The sequence below is a fragment of the Vreelandella sulfidaeris Esulfide1 genome (genome assembly GCF_054072535.1).
Window position 1 is genome coordinate 273,273 of the sequence record NZ_CM133364.1, and the last position, 20,965, is coordinate 294,237.

A 20,965-nucleotide genomic window follows, 5' to 3' on the forward strand; every position below is an offset into this window, starting at 1 on the left:
CGACAATTGGCAAATGCCCGTGGTCTTGTGGTATGCATCGATAGTCGTTATAATCCGCGACCCACTCATCATGCTCCCTGTCAGATGGCTGCCAAAAGGGGCGCCACTCGCAGCAGGTCGATAAGAGCGTAAGGCGATGAGCGCTGCCGAAAGCGGCATTAACGACAAGTCCGGAGAGCGACATGTACGCAATTATTAAAAGCGGTGGCAAGCAGTACCGCGTTCAAGAAGGTCAAACGCTCAAGCTCGAGAAAATCGAAGTCGCCACCGGCGAAACGATCGAGTTTGACGAAGTGCTGATGGTCGCAGACGGCGACGACTTCAACATCGGCGCGCCGATGGTCAGTGGTGCCAAGGTGTCCGCGGAAATCGTTTCTCATGGCCGCGGTGACAAGGTGACGATCATCAAGTTCCGTCGTCGTAAGCACAGCATGAAGCGTCAGGGCCACCGCCAGTGGTTCACTGAAGTCAAAATTACCGGAATTTCTGCGTAAGCGGTCAATTCCCCTAGGAGGATTTTGCAATGGCACATAAAAAGGCAGCCGGCTCCACGCGTAACGGTCGCGATTCCGAGTCCAAACGCTTAGGTGTAAAACTCTTCGGTGGCCAAGCGGCAACTGCGGGTAACATCATCGTGCGTCAGCGCGGCACGCGTTTCCACGCGGGCACAGGCGTAGGCCTAGGTCGTGACCACACACTGTTCGCCCTGAGCGACGGTTTTGTGAAGTTTGAGACCAAAGGTCCCAAAAACCGCAAGTTTGTTAGCATCGTTTCTGCCTAAACGGCTCGCGTTGCGCTCGTAATTGTGGAAATAGTTACGAGTAAAAAAGGCCCCGCTATGGCGGGGCTTTTTTGTCGGTTAAATCTCTTTTCCAATACACTTGACCATGGTTCTTGACCAGCATGCTGGTGGGAACAAAGGGTTGGGAAAAAAGGTTGGAAAAAAAGTAGTGCATATTAGGGCGGCGGAAGCGGCCGGGAGAATCCAATGCAGTTCGTCGATGAAGCCTCGATTATTGTTGAGGCGGGCAAAGGCGGCAATGGCTGTCTGAGCTTTCGCCGCGAAAAATATGTGCCCAGGGGCGGTCCCGATGGGGGTGATGGCGGCCATGGAGGCAGCGTCTACCTCATTGGTGACGATGCCCTTAATACCCTGATCGATTTTAAATACCAGCGCTTTTATAAAGCCCAAAACGGCCAGGGTGGCATGGGCCGCCAAATGAGCGGCAAGGCAGGGGAAGACCTACACGTCAAAGTACCGGTGGGCACCACGGTGATTGATGAAGACACCCTGGAAGTGATCGCGGATGTGACCGAAATTGGTCAAGTGGTATTGGTAGGCGAAGGCGGCCGACGTGGACTGGGGAATATCCACTTCAAGTCCTCGACCAATCGTGCACCGCGCCGCACGACGCCGGGCACCGAAGGCGATCGCCGCAACCTGCGCCTGGAAATGAAAGTCATGGCCGATGTGGGTCTGCTGGGCATGCCCAACGCCGGTAAATCCACGCTGATTCGCTCGGTGTCAGCCGCCAAGCCCAAGGTCGCCAACTACCCGTTCACGACGTTGGTGCCTAACTTGGGCGTCGTAAAACTGGGGATGCATGAGCACTTCGTGATGGCCGATGTACCGGGCTTGATCGAAGGGGCGTCTGATGGGGCGGGTTTAGGGCTGCGTTTTCTGAAGCACCTGACGCGCACGCGGCTACTATTTCATGTGGTCGATGTCGCGCCGTTTGATGAGTCCGACCCGGTCGAGGCCGCCAAGGCGATTGTCCATGAGTTGGGGCAGTTCTCGCCAGCACTTTCCGAGCGCCCGCGCTGGTTGGTGTTGAATAAGTTTGATCTGCTGCCGGAAGATGAGCGCGAAGCACGTGCTCAAGAAATTATCCAGGCGCTCAACTGGGAAGGCCCGGTGTTCCGCATTTCTGCGATCAGCAGTGACGGCACTGATAAGCTGGTACAGGCGGCCTACCGCTGGTTGACTGAACAGCGTCGTCTTGAGAACGAAGACGAAGAAGCATTGGCTCGTGAACAAGAGATGCGCCGCCGCATGGAAGAAGAGTCGGTTGCGCGTACCGAAGCACGCCTGGGTCGTCGCCGTAAGCGTGACGATGAGGATGATGAAGACTTCGACGACGATGACTACGATGTTGAAGTCGAGTATGCGCCTTAGTATCAGTGCCTGATGAAGGTGGGGTGGCATGGAAAGTAACGAGCAAATACTAGGGCGTAACGCACTGAGCCGTGCGCGACGGGTCGTGGTGAAGATCGGCAGTGCGCTCCTCACCAATGATGGCCGCGGCCTGGATGAAGCCGCCATTGGCGGTTGGGTCGATCAAATTGCTGCCTTGCATCAACAAGGCATTGAAGTGGTGCTGGTCTCATCCGGTGCCGTTGCTGCCGGTATGGTGCGCCTTGGCTGGCAGGTACGCCCTAGCGCCGTGCATGAACTTCAAGCCGCCGCTGCCGTTGGCCAAAACGGCCTGACCCAGTGCTATGAGCAGCACTTTGCCCGCCATGGCATGCTCACCGCGCAAATTTTGCTCACCCACGACGACCTTTCCAATCGCAAGCGTTACCTCAACGCCCTTTCAGCGTTGCGCACGTTGGTTGAGATGCGCGTGGTGCCGGTGATTAATGAAAACGACACCGTCGTTACCGACGAGATTCGCTTTGGCGATAACGACACGCTAGGCGCATTGGTCGCTAATTTGCTGGAAGCCGATGCACTACTGCTGTTGACCGACCAGGAAGGCCTGTTTGACGCCGACCCCCGCCATAACCCTAACGCTCAGATGATTGCCGAAGGGCGCGCCGACGACCCGCGGTTAGCCGCCGTGGCCGGCAGTGGTGGAGCGCTGGGGCGTGGCGGCATGAGCACCAAGGTGCGCGCGGCGCAGTTGGCGGCACGCTCTGGGGCGGTCACGGTGATAGCCAGTGGTCGCCAGCCTGACGTTATCAGCCGGATAATGGCGGGTGAGACACTGGGCACGCTGCTGCGTCCTGACCAAGTGCCCATGGCGGCGCGCAAACGCTGGCTGGCGGGTCAATTGCAGGTGCGCGGTACGCTGGTGCTGGATGCGGGGGCTGTCAAAGTGCTACGTGATAAAGGCTCTAGCTTATTGGCGGTCGGTGTGCGTGATGTGCAGGGCGGTTTTAAACGTGGCGATATGGTGGTATGCGTAGATGAGCAAGGCGCGTCAGTGGCCAAAGGCCTGGTTAACTACGGCGCCGATGAAGCGCGACAGTTGGCGGGCCAGCCCAGCCACCAGATTGAGGCGATTCTCGGCTATGTAGAAGCCCATGAGCTGATACACCGCGATAACCTAGTTGTTGTATAAACGTTATATATTTATCAGCGTATGAGTTAGCCCTCCACTGGCGGTAGAGGCACCTGACGCGGCCAGTCGTCGGGTACTAAAAAAAGCCGCTCATAGCGCTGTTGCTCCGGGTAATACAGCATCACTTGCTGGGGGGAGCGCCAAGCGTGCATCTTTTCAATAACAGCGGGCAGCAACGCCCCCGCCGGGCGAAAGGCGCTGAGTGGCGGTGGCGCCATCCAGTGCGGTTTTTCCAGCCATGCCATCTTAGGCATTTCGGTTAAACAAGCCGCCAGCGCAGGCCAGTCACGACAATAACACCATACCCCTCGACGATGGTTTGGCGTCGCTCCTTCCGGTGCGGGCAATGAGGCGTGCCAGGGGTAGTAAAGCACACCTGGCATCGCCAGCCGCTGGGTTAGCTGGGTGGTTAACTCCCGCCCAGAAACGCCAATGTCCCTGGGGGCTAGCCAATGCGCAAGCGTTTCCAGCGCGGGCGCGGTAGTAGAAAGCGGTAGTTGATGGCGGCGTAGATGGGCGCATTTAATCGCAAGGCTGTCTAACCCACCGGGGCCAATCCAGCGGCTTTGACTAGTGGGCGCTCCAGGCCCTTCCGGTAGGCCCAGGTAAAACTTAATAGCGACTTCCAAATGCACTGGCGCCGGGTTATCGCGGGTGCGATAAAGCATATCCAGCTCGCCTAGGGTCGTGCGTTGTCGGGTAATGCGCACATTCCGGGCTAACAGCCGCATATTCGGCGCGTGATCTAACAGCATATGCCATAGGCGTTCGTGATAATGCCCCATACGTGAAACACGCTGACCGTTCAAGGCCGCTAATGTCGGTCGGCCAAGCTGATGCAGCCATGGCAATAGCGTGCGCTTTAACCCTAGCTCTTTCAGTGTAGGGCGTCCTGCGCAGGGAATCGGTGGCGGCAGCTCCACGAGGTCCGGCGTGGCGGCCAGCCACGCTAAATCGCGCAATACTGGATCACCTAGCACGGGATCACCTAGTGCTGAATCATCAAGTTCTGAATCACCTCGCCCCGTGGTGTCGAACTCTTCAACATCCAACGCACCATAAACGCCTTCATTAAACACGCGATACCCCCCAGCACATTGATAAGGTTGACGCTATGACTTGGCCGCCAACTGCTACGCTGTAGACACGTTATAACGATCATCGCTTGAAGTCCTACTCTGGCTATGGAAAGGAGCGTATTGAATGGGTAATGCTAAGACGAAAAAGGCGAAGTCAAAAAACCAAACGTCCAAAGCGACGACCAGCCAGGTGCCCCAACCACAAGCCGAAAAAACGGCTCCTCAAGCGCTAACCCCAGAAATTGGCGCGGCGCTGTTCGAGGATGCCCGCTCAAGGCTTGAAGATGTATTCAAGGTGCTCGACATTCACCCTGATGCGCAGGCGCGACTGATGCAGCCCAGTCTCTCGCTGCAGGTGAGCATTCCCGTGCGAATGGACGACGGCAGCTTAAAAGCCTTTCCTGCCTGGCGGGTACACTACGATACCAGCCTGGGGCCTGCTAAAGGCGGTGTGCGTTTTCACCCCAAGGTCAATCAGCACGAAGTCACCACATTGAGCTTCTGGATGGCTGTTAAGTGCGCTGTTGTTGGCTTGCCTTATGGCGGTGGGAAAGGCGGCGTGCAGGTCGATGCCAAAGCGCTCTCATCACTGGAACGAGAACGTTTAGCGCGTGGTTATATTCGCGCCATAGCCGATATTATGGGGCCAGACCGGGATATTCCAGCGCCCGATGTGAATACCGATGCCACGGTCATGGGCTGGATGATTGATGAGTATGAGCAAATTGTAAGGGCTAAAGTGCCCGCGGCGATTACCGGAAAACCATTACCGTTAGGCGGTTCGCCCGGACGCGTGGCCGCCACAGGGCGAGGCGCACTAAAAGTACTCGATTTGTGGGCCGAGCGCGAAGAACGCAAGGCCGAAGAGACCACTGTGGCGGTGCAGGGATTCGGCAATGCGGCTTATCATTTTGCCCGTTTGGCCAGCGAGCGTGGTTACCGCATCGTGGCGGTATCTGATTCAAGCGGTGCCTGCTATAACGCTGATGGCTTGGATATTGAAGCCGTTAAACAGGCTAAGTCGAAAAGCGGCAAGGTGGCTGACAGTAAAGCGGGTAAAGCGATGGCGGGTGCTGAACTGCTCGCGCTCGACGTAGATGTGTTGGCATTGGCGGCATTGGAGAATCAAATTCATTGCGACAACGTGAATGAGGTGAAAGCCGGGGCTATCTTAGAAATCGCCAACGGACCTTTGACCAGCGATGCTGACCAATCCCTTGCGCAGCGCGATGTGCCGATACTTCCGGATGTGCTTGCCAATACAGGCGGTGTGATCGTCAGTTATTTCGAGTGGCTGCAAAATCGGGCTGGCGAAAGATGGAGTGAAGCGCAGGTGAATGATCGCTTGGACGCGCTGTTAAGTGAAGAGGCCAGGAGGGTACTCATCCGAGCAGAAGAGGAGAGCATCACTTACCGTCATGCAGCTTATCGCCAAGGCGTTGAGCGTATTGCCGATGCTATCATGGCGCGAGGGAACTGCCAGGACCGTCGTTGATTTTCTTGCAAACGCAGCGGGCTCCCCATAGGGAGCCCGCTGCAAGGTTAAAGAAAATTAATCACGGTCAATTTGGGTAACTTCGTAGGAGCCTTGGCGCAGGCTAATTTCCAGCTCACGGCCGTTTTCATCGCGGCCTTCAATGTCGATAATACCGCTCTTGTCGATTTCCAGGTCTTCAAACTCAGTCATACCTTCTTGACTGGCAACGTCCAGGGCTTGGCGAATATCGTCTTCGCTCATTCCCCAGGCGCCGGTAATAAGGCGTTCGCGTTTCTCTTCCAGTGTTTCACCGTTATCTAAAGAGAAGTCCACATCGGCGTACCACTCATCGTCTAACCAGCCCTCAACCTCTGCACGGCCACGGCCTTTAATGCTAAGTTCTTCGTAATGCGTGAAGCCGTAGTCATTGGCGTGGGTTAATACGTCATCAATGCGATCCATCGGCAGCGAATCGGCTTGGGCACTGCCCGCCGCCGCGGCCAGCAGTAGCGCAGAGGTCGGGATCAGCAGCATTTTTTTCATGGCATTCATAGCAAATTCCTTCTTTACGTATTTAAACGTGAATGAGTGACTGGCATTCAGCGAATGCGACAGGGAATTTATATCACCCTATACTTTCCTTAAGCTGACAAAACCATTCATCTAGCGTTCATGTTGCCTTTGGCATGCTTGCCCTATGTGTAAACGCCGATACCCTCTTATCAAGCCGCTGCGCTGCGTCCCGGGACGCACTCGTCGCAATGTGACTGGTTTAGCTTTAATGCTATTACTGGTGGGTAGCGCTGTGGGCGACCAGCCTTGGGAGTCGCTGCACGGCGAAGTCCGCCGTGGTGAAGTCGTACCACTAGACACCATTTTGGACTGGCTCGAAGCGCACTATATAGGCGACGTGCTGGAGGTTGAGGTCGAGCGTGAAGACGGATATGTGGAGTATGAAATCAAGTTGCTTGGCCCTCAGGGCCAGGTCGTTGAGTTTGAATTTGATGGTCATAATGGCCAGTTAATGGCCATCGAAGGCGTGCGTATTAATGATATGCGCCGCTAGCGCCGTGGCAACATTGCTAAATAGGTTGTTAATAACGTTGCCGAAAAGGGTAGTTATCAATGAAGTGTTTGCTGGTAGAGGACGACCAAGCGCTAGCGCGTGAGCTGAGCCAAGCATTGCGCGACGGCGATTGGCTGGTAGAGCACGCGGCCAATGGCCAGGACGCTGATTTTTTAGTCCGCACCGAAGCTTATGACACGCTGATTTTGGATGTCGGGCTGCCCGATGGTGACGGTACTCGCTGGCTTTCCGCGTGGCGAGAAGATGGCATCAATATTCCGGTACTGATTCTTACCGCTCGAGAGCGCTGGGCTGATAAAGCCGCGGGATTTTCCGCCGGCGCAGATGACTATGTCACTAAGCCGTTCGAGCCAGCGGAAGTGCTGTTTCGCCTGCGTGCGCTTGTTCGCCGCAGCCACGGTCATGCTCACCCGGTATTGAAAGTGGGAGAATTGAGTTTAGACACCCATACCCAGCACGTGACGTTGGCAGGGCGTCCGGTTGGGTTAACTGCCCAAGAGACACGGCTACTGGGTTACTTGATGCATGCCGCACCGCGGGTGGTGAGTCGTACCGAGCTTTCAGAGCACGTTTACGACCGCGACCACGAGCCAGACTCGAATGTGATTGATGTTCAGGTTAGTCGTCTACGTCGCAAGTTGGGCAGTTGGCGAATTGCCACCCAGCGTGGTCAAGGCTACCGATTATTAGAAGAAGAGCCCGCCACCGAATGAGTCAAACCAAGTCGGCGTGGCGTAAACAATGGATAAGGCGCTGGGCAAGGCGCTCGATTAGTATGCGGCTATTGCTGGCCGCGCTCGTCATGGTAGGAGTGGCCTTGCCGCTTGCAGGCACACTGCTTTCTCATCACTACCATGCATCGGCCACCCAGGCTTTTGACGAGCGTTTGGCAGCCACACTTAATGTCATCATCGCCAGTGTTACGTATGATCGTTTAACGCAGCAGCTGGTCCACGACCGAGCGCTGGGCGACCCGCGTTTTGAGAGTGTCTACTCCGGCTGGTACTGGCAAATTACCGATGGTGATCAACATACCTTGGCTTCGCGCTCGCTGTGGGACCAACGTCTACCAGTGATTGATAACGAAAATCTTAATGCGCGCTCGCTAGACGGCCCGCGGGGTCAATCGCTTCGCGTAGTGGAGCGCGATATCATTCTGGCGCCATTAGACGCGCCGCTACATATTAGCGTGGCTGCCCAGGACGATACGTTAGTCCGTGATATCCGGAAATTCCGCCATCTGCTGTGGGGCGGTTTAACAGGGTTGGGCGTAGTGCTACTCGGCGTATTAGCGCTGCAAGTCCGTTGGGGATTAGCGCCGCTACGCCGTATGCACGCTAACCTTCATGACGTAGAGCAGGGGCGCGCCGAACAGTTGGATACCCGCTTGCCGGAAGAGCTGGCGACACTGGCCGCCTCGATGAATGCGGTGCTGGCACGTGATCAGCGTTTAATTGAACGCGGCCGCCATACCGCGGGCAATCTCGCCCATGCACTAAAAACGCCGCTGAGTGTCATGCGTCTTCAATTACGCCAGTTGCCCGAAGCGAATCGTCGCGATTGGGAGGTTGAGTTGGCACGTGTGGATAGCGCAGTACGCCACCATTTGGCGCGTGCCTCTGCGGCGGGCGAAGGCGTGCGTTTTGCACCTATTAATCTACACACTACGCTAACACCGCTGATTAATGGACTGGCCAGGCTTGCCCAGCGGCGCGGCATTGTGTTGCGCCAAGCCTGGGATCAGAAAATCAGAGTGCACATGGATGAGCAAGATATCCAAGAGCTGGTGGGTAACTTAATGGATAATGCGCTGCGCTGGGCACACAGCGAGGTACAGCTCAACGTAAAGGTTAACGAGCAGCAGTTGACCTTAACCATTAGTGATAATGGCCCTGGCATGTCGGAGGTGGAATGCCAGCAGGCGGTTCAGCGTGGTAGACGGTTGGACGAACAGCGCTCGGGCAGTGGTCTTGGGCTCGCTATCGTCACTGATCTTGTCGCCCTGTATAACGGCCAAATGCAGCTTACTCGCGCCAGCACCGGCGGGTTAAAGGTGGTCGTCGAACTGCCCGTGGTGGCGCATGGATAACGGAGACTTCATTGGATGAATAGCACTGATACGCTGCCTGATATTTTAGTTGGCCCCTTATTAAGGCGTATCAGCCCTACCCGGCTGGTATTCTGGATGGTCGCCACTCGGCGACTGAATATGGCTCTGGTGCTGCGACCAGGGCAGAGCGAGGCCGAATCAATCGATCTGGTACACCACCGGCAGTGTATCGCTATCGGTCAGCGCGCCTTTATGTATCTTATTGATGTTGAGCTGGATTCGCCGCTGCCCTGCGACGAGCGCATCGAGTATGACCTGCAAGTTGAAACGCTAAACGGCGATTGGCGTTCATTGCCTGAGTGGGCGCCCTGGTTATGTTATGACGGCGCCGCTTATCCCGCCTTTGTGATTGCATCGCGGCATCATCGGCTCATGCATGGCTCTTGCCGTAAACCTCATCATGATAGTGCCGATGGCTTGGTGCGCGCCGATAGCTGGCTCGCCGAGCAGCAGGCAGCGCCCAACGAATGGCCCGCTTGGCTGCTGATGACCGGTGATCAAATTTACGCTGACGATGTTGCCGGGCCCATGTTACGCGCTGTGCATGCGCTCATCGAACGGCTAGGGTTGGTGGATGAGTGGCTGGAAGGTGCCACGGTGGAAGACAGCCAAGCCCTCTATAATTCACCCGATAGTTACTATCGGCGCGCAGATTTGCTGCCTGATGTGACCAGCAATGTGGCGCTGCGCCAACGTTTTTTTAGTGGCGTCAAGAAGCCGGTCTTTACATCGGCGAATGCGCAGAACCATTTAATGACACTGGCTGAAATGCTCGCCATGTATTGCCTGGTATGGTCCCCCGTGCCCTGGCAAGTGATTACTTTTGACGCGCCGACATTAGATGAAAAAAACGCCGAGCTCTATCGCCAGGAGCAGGCGGTGATCGATACCTTCGTTGCCGGCTTGCCTCAGTGCGCGCGGCTGATGGCGCACTTGCCCAGCCTGATGATCTTCGATGACCACGATGTGACCGACGATTGGAACCTTTCCGCTGACTGGGAGCTCGCCGCCTACGGCCACCCGTTCTCGAAGCGCATTATCGGTAACGCCCTAGTGGCGTACCTGCTCTGCCAGGCCTGGGGTAACGATCCGGATAAGCTCAACCCACTCATCCATCACGCCTCGACACTGCTGCATGACGGCAGTCAACCGCTGATGTGTGCGGAACAAGATGGCTTCATCGATCGGCTACTGCGTTTTCAAGGCTGGGAGTTTCAGGTGTCGGGTACGCCTAAATTGATAGTGCTGGATACCCGAACCCGGCGTTGGCGCAGCGAGGGAAAACTCAATCATCCCTCTGGATTGATGGATTGGGAGGCGCTGATGGAGATGCAGCAAGCGCTGATGGGCGCCAAAAGTGCAGTGATTATCTCGCCCGCGCCCATGTTTGGCGTGAAGTTAATTGAGAGCATTCAAAAAGTTTTCACCGCCGTGGGTAAGCCGCTGGTCGTGGATGCTGAGAACTGGATGGCTCATCGCGGGGCGGCCAATACGTTGCTGCAAATATGGCAACACTCCAAAACCCCCGGCAACTATGTGATCTTGTCAGGCGATGTGCATTACTCCTTTGTCTACGACATTGTAGTGCGCCATCAGCGACGCTCCCCCCACCTATGGCAAATTACCTCCAGTGGGATTAAAAACACCTTTCCGACAACCCTGCTCAATACCTTTGATCGCCTGAACCGCTGGCTTTATGCGCCGTGGTCGCCGCTGAACTGGTTCACCAAGCGCCGCAAGCTGAGTGTTCATCCGCGTGATCCTGATCGCGCCAGCGCTGGCGAACGGCTCTGGAACGCTAGCGGCATTGGTTTGGTGACGCTGGATGAGAAAGGTCACCCAAGCGATATTCGTCAGCTTGACGCGGATGGCCGTGATGTCGTTTTCCCGCCGCCCGAGAAGCCTCTTTTATAAAGAGTCCTACTCCTAAGCAGGGCCTGTACAGAAAGGCTATTACGACGTTAACTGACTGAATCTATAGTTGATTGTCATGATAGCGTCACGAAAATGACGCACGCTTGCAGTTTCTCAATAACCTCCAGGGAAGGTTGCACATCAGTATCCACGTCGCTGTTTGATAGGGCTGATGAAGAGGACAGCAAGTAAATGACCGCACAAGAAGCGCAGTGGCTTAACCAGATTATTGCGACAGAAGAGTTGCATGTGCTATTTCAGCCCATTGTGGACGCCAGCCAACAGGCGATTTATGGCTACGAAGCCCTGATTCGTGGGCCTAAATCATCACCACTGCACTCGCCGTTACGGCTATTTGATGTGGCGACCCAAGCGGGGCTGCTGGTGGAGTTGGACCTACTCTGCCGTCGTTTGGCCATCCATCGATTTGCAGAGCTGGAGCTACCCGGCTTGCTGTTTCTTAACGTCATGCCGTTGACCATTGTAGAGCGTGATTTTCGCGAAGGCTTAACGCTGGGCTTTATTCGCGAAAGCGGCTTACCCCCCGAGCGGGTGGTGATTGAACTCACTGAGCATGTGCCGATTCATGACTATGACCTGATGCGCCAAGCGGTGGCTCATTATCGCGATATGGGCTTCCAGGTTGCACTCGATGACTTGGGAGCAGGGCACTCAAGCTTGCGTCACTGGTCAGAGCTGCGCCCTGATTTCGTTAAGCTCGACCGGCACTTTATCTCCGGCATCGATCAGGATCCTGCCAAGCGAGAATTTCTGCGATCGATTCTTGACGTGGCGCGTAGCCTGGATTGTCAGCTGATCGCTGAAGGCGTGGAGACCGCCGCTGAGCATCTTTGCTTGTGGGAACTCGACCGCGGCCTCGCTCTACTGCAAGGCTTCTATTTCGCCCGTCCCAGCCGGCAGCCGCCTTTAGAGCTCAACATGCTGCTACCGGCGACCACCCATTTAAAAAGCCCAGCTGGCCGCACTGCACGCTCTATCTTGCGCCCAATCGACGCTATCACGGCTGATTGCTCGGTGCCGCTAGTTTCCGAGCGGTTTCGCCAACACCCCGGCTTGCGCTGTGTGGCGGTGGTAGAAGATAGGAAGCCTGTGGCGGTGGTGCGCCGCAACGCATTTCTGACCCTGTTTACCAATCCTTTTAGCCACGCGCTGTATGCCAAGCGTTGCGTGCTGGATGTTGCTGATGCCCGCATGCTAGTGGCAGAGGCGGATACGCCGCTTGAGATGTTGAGCCAGGAATTGACCGATAGCCGCGATATTGAGCAAGAGGATTTTGTGATCGTCAGCCCTGAGGGGGACTACCTGGGCATGGGCAATATTGTTGATCTGCTACGCGAGATCACCGCGATACAAGTGCGGCAAGCGCGCCACGCCAACCCACTGACCGGTTTGCCAGGTAATATCCTGATTAACGAAACCCTGGCTACCTATTTAGCCGCTGAGCAGGGTTTTGCCGCTGCTTATGTCGACTTGGATAATTTTAAAGCGTTTAACGATGCTTACGGCTATGCCCGGGGCGACCATGTGATTATTTCGCTATCGCGGCTACTGCAGGCACAAGTGGAGAGCGCCGGCGGCTTTATCGGCCATATTGGTGGTGACGACTTTATGATGCTGTTACCGCTCGGTCATTGGGAAAATGTTTGTCAGCAGATACTGCGCTCATTCGAAGTAATGGCGCCGGGCTTTTACGAAGAAGCTGATCGCCTTCAGGGCGGTCTTCATATTGAAAATCGACAGAACATGGTGACATTTTACCCTTTTGTTAGCGTCTCGATTGCGGTGAAGCCCATTACTGATACCTCTCTCTGCCAATCGTTAGCTATCGCAGGCGAGCTTTCCGAACTAAAGCACCAAGCCAAAAAAATGGCGGGTAACAGCCTGTTCGTTGAGCGCCGTGGTCACTGCTCTGAACCGGTTCAGGACCCCGTTCAGGAACAGGTTCAGGCCAACGTGGCGGGCACTGTCGCTGAGCATTCATAAAGTTGTCACCAACTGGTCATGGGAGTGACCTGCCGTTGTCATGTGAAGTGGTCAGGATTGTGGCTATCTTCTAACAACGCTTTAGGTGTCCCATGCAGACTTTATCTCTATCCCGCACATTCATCAGCACTGCTGTTGCCAGTGCTTTCGCCGTGGTGGCGGTGAATGCCTCAGCGGATCTCTCATCGCGTTATGTCGATAACGATGGCGATATGGTTGCCGATGCGCCCAGCGATGAATCTCAATGGGCCGATCCTGATACGCTTGTGTTTGCCTACACGCCGGTAGAAGACCCAGCGGTTTACGCAGATGTATGGTCCGACTTTTTGGATCACTTGAGTGAAGCCACCGGCAAAGAGGTTCAATTTTTCCCCGTGCAATCCAATGCAGCTCAGCAGGAAGCGCTGCGCGCTGGCCGTTTGCACGTTGCTGGTTTTAATACCGGCGGCGTACCGGTAGCGGTTAACTGCGGTGGTTTCAGGCCGTTTGCCATGATGGCGGCAGAAGATGGTAGTTTCGGCTACGAGATGGAGATCATCACCTACCCTGGCAGCGGTATTGAATCGGTAGAAGACCTTGAGGGCCGCCAACTCGCGTTTACCTCCGAGACCTCTAACTCCGGCTTCCGCGCGCCTTCTGCACTGCTACGCTCCGAGTACGGCATGGAAGCGGGCGAAGATTTTGAAACCGCTTTCTCTGGCTCCCACGACAACTCCATCCTCGGCGTGGTTAACGAAGACTATGATGCGGCGGCCATTGCTAACTCAGTGGGTAAGCGGATGATTTCTCGTGGCGTGGTTAACGAGGGTGATTACGACATTATTTACACCTCAGAAACGTTCCCCACCACCGCTTACGGTCTGGCGAACAACCTGAACCCGGAACTCGCCGAGAAGATTCAGGACGCGTTCTTCAGCTACGACTGGGAAGGCACTGCGCTTGAGTCGGAATTTGCCAACTCGGGAGAAGCGCAGTTTATTCCGATTACTTACCAGGACAATTGGTCTGTTATTCGCACCATTGCGGATGCCAACGGTGTGACTTACGACTGCGATTGATCGTTTATACGGTATCCCTGCTCGGCCAGGAAGGCACGCCTTTCTGGCCGTTTCGCTATACATACGAGGTGGGAAAAATGTTGACACTAAGCGGCGTAGGCAAGCGCTACCCCACCGGGGACCGAGCGCTGACGGATATTGAACTCACCTTGCCGAAAGGCCAGGTAATGGCATTGATTGGGCCTTCTGGCGCGGGTAAAAGCACACTAATTCGCTGTGTGAACCGCCTGGTTGAGCCTACCCAGGGCAGCATTCGCCTGGAAGGCACGGAGCTTACCAAGCTCTCTGGGCATAAACTGCGCCACGCCCGCCGCTCCATGGGAATGATTTTCCAAGAGTATGCGTTGGTAGACCGGCTCACCGTGATGGAGAACGTGCTATCGGGCCAGCTTGGTTATGTCGGCTTTTGGCGCAGTTTTTTGCGACGCTACCCTCAGGAAGCCGTTACCGAAGCCTTTCGGTTACTGGAGCGGGTAGGGCTTTCCCATGCAATAGATAAGCGCGCTGATGCTCTTTCAGGCGGGCAGCGCCAGCGCGTCGGTATCGCCCGGGCGCTATTACAGAGCCCCAAGCTACTGCTGGTTGACGAACCCACCGCCAGCCTCGACCCGAAAACCTCTCGCCAGATCATGCGCTTGATTCGCGAGTTGTGTGCTGAGCGCGATTTGGCGGCGATTATCAATATTCATGACGTGGCACTGGCCCAGCAGTTTGCGGATCGGATTGTCGGCCTGCGCGCAGGAGAAATCGTTTTTGACGGTCAGCCCAGCGAACTCACCAGCGAGATGCTCACCACTATTTATGGTGAAGAGGATTGGGACACCACACCCGAGCCGATAGACGACGAAACTGTTGATGATAGACCAGAAGCGTCTTCTTATCCGGCTAACATGCCGGCGATGGCGGCGGGGAGTGCTCGATGAGTAAGCTGGCTGATGCACCGCTAACAGCAGAAGTGCAGGCAGAAGGGCGGGCGCGCCAACAAGCCGCCAGACAAGGCCATTGGCGGCGCCTGCCGCTGATTGATAACCCGCGACTGCGTTGGGGTCTGGTGATTGGCGCAGTAGTCTATTTAGCCTTGGCGCTCGCATCGGTAGAGGTGAACTGGGCGCGGGTGGCGGAAGGTGCGGGTCGGGCGGTTAATTTTTTGGGTGCCTTTATGCAGCCCGACTTTGTCAGTCGCTACGACGACATTGTGGCTGGCCTGATGGAAAGTTTGACCATGACCCTGACTTCCACGGTGTTGGGGGTATTGCTGGCGATACCCGTAGGCTTAGGGGCCGCGCGTAATATTTCACCCCTACCGATTTACATTGCCTGCCGCGCCATTATTGCCGTTTCACGTACATTCCAGGAGATCATCATCGCAATTCTGTTTGTGGTGATGTTCGGCTTTGGCCCATTTGCGGGCATGATTACCTTGGCATTCGCCACGATTGGTTTTATGGCCAAGCTGCTAGCGGAAGATATTGAAGACCTGGATTGGCGCCAGGTAGAGGCGGTGCGTGCCACCGGAGCTAGCTGGTGGCAGACCATGAATACAGCAGTGCAGCCACAAGTGATGCCACGTTTGATCGGGCTTTCCATGTATCGCCTGGATATTAACTTCCGCGAATCCTCGGTGATTGGCATTGTCGGCGCGGGCGGTATCGGCGCCACCTTGAACACCTCGCTGAGCCGCTATGAATACGACACTTCCGCAGCCATTTTGCTGATCATCATCGCCATCGTGTTGCTGTGCGAGTACAGCTCAAGCCATGTCCGCCGCTGGACCCAATAATTGCTGGATCAATATTTTCTGGGCCGGTCACCGCTGCGCCCGTAATGTGTGGAGAAGTTAAATGCCTGTTTCATTTACACCGAAGGGGCTGCCGGTATGGCGACGGCGTACGACACGTGCTCAATGGCTGGAATATGTAGCCTGGCTGGCGGGTATCAGCCTATTTTTGCTCTGCTGGAAGATGATTTCCGATAACACCATGTGGGTGTTTGTCGAAGACGCTGGGCGTCAAGGGGCCGACCTGATTAGTCGCATGACGCCGCCAGAGTGGCGCTATGCCAATGTGCTGTGGAAGCCCATGTGGGACACGCTGAACATCGCCACTTTGGGCACTGCGCTAGGTATTGTCATGGCGTTCCCCGTCGCCTTTCTCGCTGCCCGTAACACCACGCCTCATCCGCTGGTACGCAGTGCGGCGCTGATAGTGATTGTCTCATCACGATCAATCAACTCGCTGATCTGGGCGATGCTATTGGTGACCATTCTCGGCCCTGGCGTGCTGGCGGGAATTATCGCTATTGCACTGCGCTCGATCGGCTTTGTGGGCAAGTTGCTCTACGAAGCCATTGAAGAGATTCACCCTACGCCGGTGGAAGCGATCAGTGCTACAGGCGCGAGTCGCATGCAGGTGATGAACTATGGCGTGTTGCCCCAGGTGATGCCTGCCTTCGCCGGTATTAGCGTTTATCGTTGGGACATTAATATCCGTGAATCGACGGTGTTGGGTTTGGTGGGCGCAGGGGGTATTGGTTTGCAGTTGAACGCTTCGATTAACAGCCTCGCCTGGGATCAAGTCAGCGTCATTTTTATCATGATTTTCGCTACTGTGTTGGTATCCGAATGGATCTCCGCGCGGGTTCGTCACGCGATTATTTAAACGCGCTAACCGCCCAGGAGTCGAGTATGCGTTTTCCAGATGCGGAAATCATCACTATTGATTTGCTGCGCCATGGTGAGCCGGTGGGAGGGCGTATGCTGCGTGGCTCCACGGATCATCCGCTGAGTGAAGCCGGCTGGCAGCAAGTGACCGATGCAGTCATGCAGCATGCGGTTAATGGGCATTTACCCTACGATGCGATTGTTACATCGCCCTTAATGCGCTGTCGTGAATTCGCCCTGTGGCTAGGGGAAGAGTTTGATCTGCCCGTTCAGGTGGAGGACGATCTTGCCGAGCTGCAGCTGGGGCAATGGGAAGGCAAAACCTACGCGCAGGTATTTGCTGAAGAGGGCACCGAGCGAATGAGGGCGTTTTGGCATGATCCGGCTAAAGTTTCTCCCCCCGGTGGTGAAACCATTCAAGCTTTTGACGCGCGCCTCGCTGACGTATGGCAGCAGCTTTTAATCAATCCGCTTGGTAAGCATGTATTGGTAGTGGCGCATTTGTTTGTCTGTAATGGCCTGCTGCGACAGGTTATCGAGCAGCCACTCTCGCGGATAATGGCGATGGATTTACCTTACGCGGCGATGAGCCGGGTACGCCATGAGCGCCATGCGCTTGGTGAGACCACGTTTATTGAGTGGATCGGCCGCTAACGTACGGTGGATTAAACTTATTATCTTGACAGCCGATAAGGTACTTTGCAGCACAAAGTACCTTGTACGTCATTCAGTGCTAATATGCCGACGTACTGATATGTGTACGAGGGAGGAATAACGGGGCAGGCCTTACTACGGTCAGCCACGATAAAACCTACATCACACGCGCCTAACGCGACGATCTATAACGGTCTATAACGATCTATAACAACGACGAGGAGCGCAAAGACGTATGCATGAATCCTTGAATTTATCGAAGGAACAGTCTTTGTCTCCACAGCCCGCCCAGCTAACTCCTTCACTGCCCCGCTCGGATGTAATGCCAATTGCCTCTGTTAGCGATATAACGTCCCCCACTGAATCCGTGTTTTGCTTCGCCAATGAAGCGATCATTATTACCGATGCGGAAAATCGAGTGGTGCAAGTGAATCCTGCTTTTTGTGAGTTAACAGGCATTATGCAGGGCGATGTGCTAGGCAAAACACCTGAAGCTTTCAGTATTTTACCGCTGGATGATAGCCGCACCACGCGCTTAATGCGCGAAGAGCTGCAATTACGCGATCGTAGCAAGAGCCAAGTGAGCTATCGCAGCCACGATGGCCAGTTTTACCCAGGAATGATGTCGATTAATCGAGTACGCAATGAGCACGGTGAGATTGACCACCATGTTATTGTGCTGGCAGACCTTTCGGCGATTCCCGCGCATGCTCGTCACCTCAATCGTGAAGTCTACTTTGACGCCCTGACGGGGCTGCCCAACCTGCAGTTGCTGACGCAATTGATTCAAGAATCTATTCAGCATGCAGAAGCCAAACAGCTCCCATTGGCGGTATGCTCACTGGATATCGATTTCTTCAAAAATATTAATGACCGACTAGGCGCATGCGTGGGTGATTCGCTGCTTGCTTCATTTTCCCAGCGGATAAGCCATCTGCTGTTTGGGGATGATGTCCTTGCGCGGGTGGGGGGCGATGAGTTTGTGCTGTTACTCCACCACGGTGTAGACGACGATTTTTTTGAGAAATTGTTAGCCTCCATTCGCCAACCGCTAATGATAGATGGGCAGAGCATTCATCTAACGGCAAGTCTAGGGGTGACGCTCTACCCCAATGACCATGTACAGGGGGATGTGCTGCTGCGTCATGCCAATCAGGCAATGTATCGCGCTAAACAGCGTGGCCGTGATACCTATCATTTTTTTGATCCCCACCATGACCGCTTACTACAAGTGCGCCATGAGCAGCGGCAGCGTTTTGTTGATGCGCTCAACCACAATGAGCTGTGTCTTTACTATCAACCTCAGATCGATATGCGCAGTGGTAATGTGGTCGGCGTTGAAGCCTTGATTCGCTGGCAGCACCCTGATGAGGGCCTGCTTGCGCCTGGGCAGTTTTTACCTATCATCGATACCACACCGTTAGAAGCAGAGCTTGGCGAGTGGGTCATTGAGCAGGCACTGCGTCAGTTGTCTGAATGGTATGCCCAAGGCATCACCCTGCCGATCAATGTGAATATTAGTCCTACGCATTTGTTAATGAGCAATTTTAGCCAACGGCTGGGTGAGCTATTGGCGCAACACCCTGATGTACCGCCATCGATGCTAAAGCTCGAAGTGCTGGAAAGTGCCGCGATGCATGATATCCAAGCCGCGTTGCAAAATATGTCACGCTGTCAAGACCTGGGTGTCAGCTTTGCCATTGATGACTTTGGCACTGGGTTTTCGTCGTTAACCCATTTGCGTCAGTTGCCGGTTAACTTGATTAAAATTGACCAGAGCTTTGTGCGCGATATGCTCAGCGATCAAGATGATATGGCGATTGTGGAGAGCGTTATTTACATGGCTAACCGCTTTAAGCGGCCGATGCTGGCTGAAGGCGTAGAAACACTTGAGCACGCTAGAGCCTTGATGGCGCTGGGTTGCGAATTAGCGCAGGGCTATGGCATTGCACGCCCAATGCCTGCCAAAGACTTGCCTGCTTGGCTGGCGCGCTGGCCTACACGTAAGGATTGGAATTCATTGGCGCAGTCGAATAATTAAGCGGCCTGCTCGTCAGTCGATGACGCAGAGGTTGATGGTACAGAAGTTGGTGACTCAGCAGTTGATGAATTAGTCGCCGCGCCTGCACTACGAGCTTGCTCCATTTCACTGCGCAGCATGGCTGCTTCTAGCTTGGCCTCCAATAGATATTGACGCGCTTGGGCGGCTACTTGGTAATCTTTTGGCGAAGGGTCTGCAGGTGCCATGGCGGCGGCGATAACGGTCTGCATTTTTTTCGATAGTAGCCTGAGGGTCGTTAGGCACCGGGCCATAATCAATGGGCACTTCGCCCGCTACCGCGTAGCGTTTGCCATCGGGACCAGCTTCATAGTCATAGCTGGCACCGCCCGCATAGGGGCCTCCCACCACTTGATGAGCCATCTCGTGCTGGCGTACTTCGCGGTCGGTTTGTTTAAGCTGTTCTAATTGCTGAATCTCTTCCGGTGCCATAGGCGTACCGTCAGCCCGTTTAGGGCCAGCAGGAGTGCTACTCTCTTCATTATCTTTACTGCTGCTTTCTTCACTGCTGTTGGTACGGGCCAAGCTCGTATCTTTTTTAGTTTCCTCGTCCTCTTGAGTAGCACGGCCTTTTGCGACTTGTTCAACACGTGGTGACGCAGCATTTGCTGCGGGGTATGCCCAGGTAGCGATGGAAGTGGTACTAACGGAAGAAACGGCCATAGGTCATTACCGACGAAGTAAGAGTTGGGATATCATGAAGTATTAGCGAGCAAAGCCGACAGCGCAAGTTTGCGCGGTACGATGCTAACCCTTTTCTGACACGATGCCAGCCCATGCCAATCCTATCCCCGCGCTATGCAAACCATTGATGTGGTCATTCATCTCAACTACGACGAATGCCTGGCTCATTACGAGGGCCGCATTGCCAACGTGCGTACCCGCAGTGTGGATGGCCGTTGGGTGATATTTCCCGCCGAGGCGATTCGCCGAGTCGTCAGTCGTGACGGCGTGCATGGTATTTACCGATTAAGTTTTTCTGAGCAGGGCCGATTTATTAGCATTGCTCCCTTAACCAGACGTTGATCCGCTTATGCACCGCCATGAAACATCAATTACCTTGAATGACCTCATTTATGCCGTTATCCCCAATTTAAACAGCGCTGAAAAGTTAGTTTTCTCTACGCTAGATAGTTTAATTGAAGAGGCTACAACCCCTTTGGATATACTTAAACGCACTGAACAGCGTCAGGCATTTGGGTTGGAAGTTCACCGGATTAGGATTAATTTAGAGCACCTGCTGAACAGCTATCGGCCCGAGGTAGATGCCATATTACGCAGTGAAGGTGAGCACCAAGGGCCGGTAGTAGAAGCCGACCACCACGAGGCAGATGCCATACGCAGTGCTATAGATATCTATCAACACGTCTGTGCTTTCCAACGCGGCGAGCGTCCTCACCCCGCACCTGAACGCTAAATCGTCCTGGCAAACTTTCATAGCGCAAACAGTCACAGCATGGCATCAACATTGCTTGTATAATGTGGCAATTGGACTTTCAGGCTTACCCGTTTGAAAGCAA

The 20,965-nt window shown here is 54.8% G+C and carries 22 protein-coding genes; 18 read left to right on the forward strand and 4 right to left on the reverse strand.

Going from position 1 to position 20,965, the window contains the following annotated elements; genetic code table 11:
• Positions 1–182 precede the first annotated feature (182 nt).
• From rplU to proB, 4 genes are all read left to right on the forward strand, one after another.
• Positions 183–494 carry a 50S ribosomal protein L21 gene (rplU, locus tag ACW44H_RS01325; protein ID WP_457506321.1) on the forward strand — a complete coding sequence of 104 codons (312 nt, stop codon included), beginning with the start codon at positions 183–185 and terminating at the stop codon, positions 492–494.
• 29 nt (positions 495–523) lie between these two features.
• A complete protein-coding gene (gene rpmA / locus ACW44H_RS01330; protein ID WP_008957069.1) occupies positions 524–781 on the forward strand; it encodes a 50S ribosomal protein L27 in 258 nt (85 codons plus the stop codon).
• A gap of 207 nt (positions 782–988) precedes the next feature.
• Entirely contained in the window at positions 989–2,176 is a 1,188-nt protein-coding gene (gene cgtA / locus ACW44H_RS01335) for an Obg family GTPase CgtA (RefSeq protein WP_113269787.1), read from the forward strand.
• A gap of 28 nt (positions 2,177–2,204) precedes the next feature.
• Positions 2,205–3,344: a glutamate 5-kinase gene (gene proB, locus ACW44H_RS01340; protein WP_457506325.1), complete on the forward strand. Its 1,140-nt coding sequence runs from the start codon at positions 2,205–2,207 to the stop codon at positions 3,342–3,344.
• A 26-nt stretch (positions 3,345–3,370) separates the two neighbouring features.
• On the opposite strand, the gene ACW44H_RS01345 is transcribed toward proB, so the two are convergent.
• Positions 3,371–4,423 (reverse strand): DUF1853 family protein, encoded by a 1,053-nt coding sequence (locus ACW44H_RS01345; RefSeq protein WP_457506327.1) that lies wholly within the window; start codon positions 4,421–4,423, stop codon positions 3,371–3,373.
• 124 nt (positions 4,424–4,547) lie between these two features.
• Here ACW44H_RS01345 and ACW44H_RS01350 point away from each other — a divergent pair, with 124 nt between their 5' ends.
• Positions 4,548–5,918 (forward strand): Glu/Leu/Phe/Val family dehydrogenase, encoded by a 1,371-nt coding sequence (locus ACW44H_RS01350; protein WP_457506329.1) that lies wholly within the window; start codon positions 4,548–4,550, stop codon positions 5,916–5,918.
• A gap of 57 nt (positions 5,919–5,975) precedes the next feature.
• Here the strand turns inward: ACW44H_RS01350 and ACW44H_RS01355 are convergent, their stop codons facing one another.
• Positions 5,976–6,452: a PepSY domain-containing protein gene (locus ACW44H_RS01355; protein ID WP_447045363.1), complete on the reverse strand. Its 477-nt coding sequence runs from the start codon at positions 6,450–6,452 to the stop codon at positions 5,976–5,978.
• Positions 6,453–6,681: 229 nt separating this feature from the next.
• Between ACW44H_RS01355 and ACW44H_RS01360 the strand changes: the two genes are divergently transcribed.
• The 11 genes from ACW44H_RS01360 to ACW44H_RS01410 all read left to right on the forward strand — a co-directional run bounded on the left by ACW44H_RS01360 (position 6,682) and on the right by ACW44H_RS01410 (position 19,427).
• A complete protein-coding gene (locus tag ACW44H_RS01360; RefSeq protein WP_457506331.1) occupies positions 6,682–6,966 on the forward strand; it encodes a PepSY domain-containing protein in 285 nt (94 codons plus the stop codon).
• Between the two features lie 59 nt (positions 6,967–7,025).
• Positions 7,026–7,700 (forward strand): response regulator transcription factor, encoded by a 675-nt coding sequence (locus ACW44H_RS01365; RefSeq protein ID WP_457506333.1) that lies wholly within the window; start codon positions 7,026–7,028, stop codon positions 7,698–7,700.
• Positions 7,697–9,076, forward strand: a complete 1,380-nt coding sequence (locus ACW44H_RS01370; RefSeq protein WP_457506335.1) for a sensor histidine kinase — start codon at positions 7,697–7,699, stop codon at positions 9,074–9,076. The genes ACW44H_RS01365 and ACW44H_RS01370 overlap by 4 nt, the downstream gene beginning before the upstream one ends.
• Before the next feature lie 15 nt (positions 9,077–9,091).
• Positions 9,092–11,011, forward strand: a complete 1,920-nt coding sequence (locus ACW44H_RS01375) for an alkaline phosphatase D family protein (RefSeq protein ID WP_457506337.1) — start codon at positions 9,092–9,094, stop codon at positions 11,009–11,011.
• Positions 11,012–11,203: 192 nt separating this feature from the next.
• A complete protein-coding gene (locus ACW44H_RS01380) occupies positions 11,204–13,015 on the forward strand; it encodes a bifunctional diguanylate cyclase/phosphodiesterase (protein ID WP_457506339.1) in 1,812 nt (603 codons plus the stop codon).
• A gap of 92 nt (positions 13,016–13,107) precedes the next feature.
• Entirely contained in the window at positions 13,108–14,073 is a 966-nt protein-coding gene (gene phnD, locus ACW44H_RS01385; RefSeq protein WP_457506341.1) for a phosphate/phosphite/phosphonate ABC transporter substrate-binding protein, read from the forward strand.
• A gap of 77 nt (positions 14,074–14,150) precedes the next feature.
• Positions 14,151–14,996, forward strand: coding sequence for a phosphonate ABC transporter ATP-binding protein (gene phnC, locus ACW44H_RS01390; protein ID WP_457506343.1), 846 nt, complete (start codon positions 14,151–14,153; stop codon positions 14,994–14,996).
• Positions 14,993–15,853, forward strand: a complete 861-nt coding sequence (gene phnE / locus ACW44H_RS01395) for a phosphonate ABC transporter, permease protein PhnE (RefSeq protein ID WP_447045371.1) — start codon at positions 14,993–14,995, stop codon at positions 15,851–15,853. Before phnC ends, phnE (ACW44H_RS01395) begins: the two co-directional genes overlap by 4 nt.
• Positions 15,854–15,914: 61 nt before the next feature.
• Positions 15,915–16,730: a phosphonate ABC transporter, permease protein PhnE gene (gene phnE, locus ACW44H_RS01400; RefSeq protein WP_113269776.1), complete on the forward strand. Its 816-nt coding sequence runs from the start codon at positions 15,915–15,917 to the stop codon at positions 16,728–16,730.
• 26 nt (positions 16,731–16,756) lie between these two features.
• Positions 16,757–17,386 (forward strand): histidine phosphatase family protein, encoded by a 630-nt coding sequence (locus ACW44H_RS01405; protein ID WP_457506345.1) that lies wholly within the window; start codon positions 16,757–16,759, stop codon positions 17,384–17,386.
• A 235-nt stretch (positions 17,387–17,621) separates the two neighbouring features.
• Positions 17,622–19,427 carry a putative bifunctional diguanylate cyclase/phosphodiesterase gene (locus tag ACW44H_RS01410; RefSeq protein WP_457506347.1) on the forward strand — a complete coding sequence of 602 codons (1,806 nt, stop codon included), beginning with the start codon at positions 17,622–17,624 and terminating at the stop codon, positions 19,425–19,427.
• Here the strand turns inward: ACW44H_RS01410 and ACW44H_RS01415 are convergent.
• Positions 19,424–19,633 carry a hypothetical protein gene (locus ACW44H_RS01415; protein WP_457506349.1) on the reverse strand — a complete coding sequence of 70 codons (210 nt, stop codon included), beginning with the start codon at positions 19,631–19,633 and terminating at the stop codon, positions 19,424–19,426. The two genes, ACW44H_RS01410 and ACW44H_RS01415, sit on opposite strands and share 4 nt — an antisense overlap.
• Positions 19,533–20,108, reverse strand: coding sequence for a putative metalloprotease CJM1_0395 family protein (locus ACW44H_RS01420; RefSeq protein WP_457506351.1), 576 nt, complete (start codon positions 20,106–20,108; stop codon positions 19,533–19,535). Before ACW44H_RS01420 ends, ACW44H_RS01415 begins: the two co-directional genes overlap by 101 nt.
• 135 nt (positions 20,109–20,243) lie before the next feature.
• Here ACW44H_RS01420 and ACW44H_RS01425 point away from each other — a divergent pair, with 135 nt between their 5' ends.
• A complete protein-coding gene (locus ACW44H_RS01425) occupies positions 20,244–20,471 on the forward strand; it encodes a DUF2835 family protein (RefSeq protein ID WP_113269772.1) in 228 nt (75 codons plus the stop codon).
• A gap of 7 nt (positions 20,472–20,478) precedes the next feature.
• A complete protein-coding gene (locus tag ACW44H_RS01430; RefSeq protein WP_113269771.1) occupies positions 20,479–20,862 on the forward strand; it encodes a hypothetical protein in 384 nt (127 codons plus the stop codon).
• The last annotated feature ends 103 nt before the right edge of the window (positions 20,863–20,965 follow it).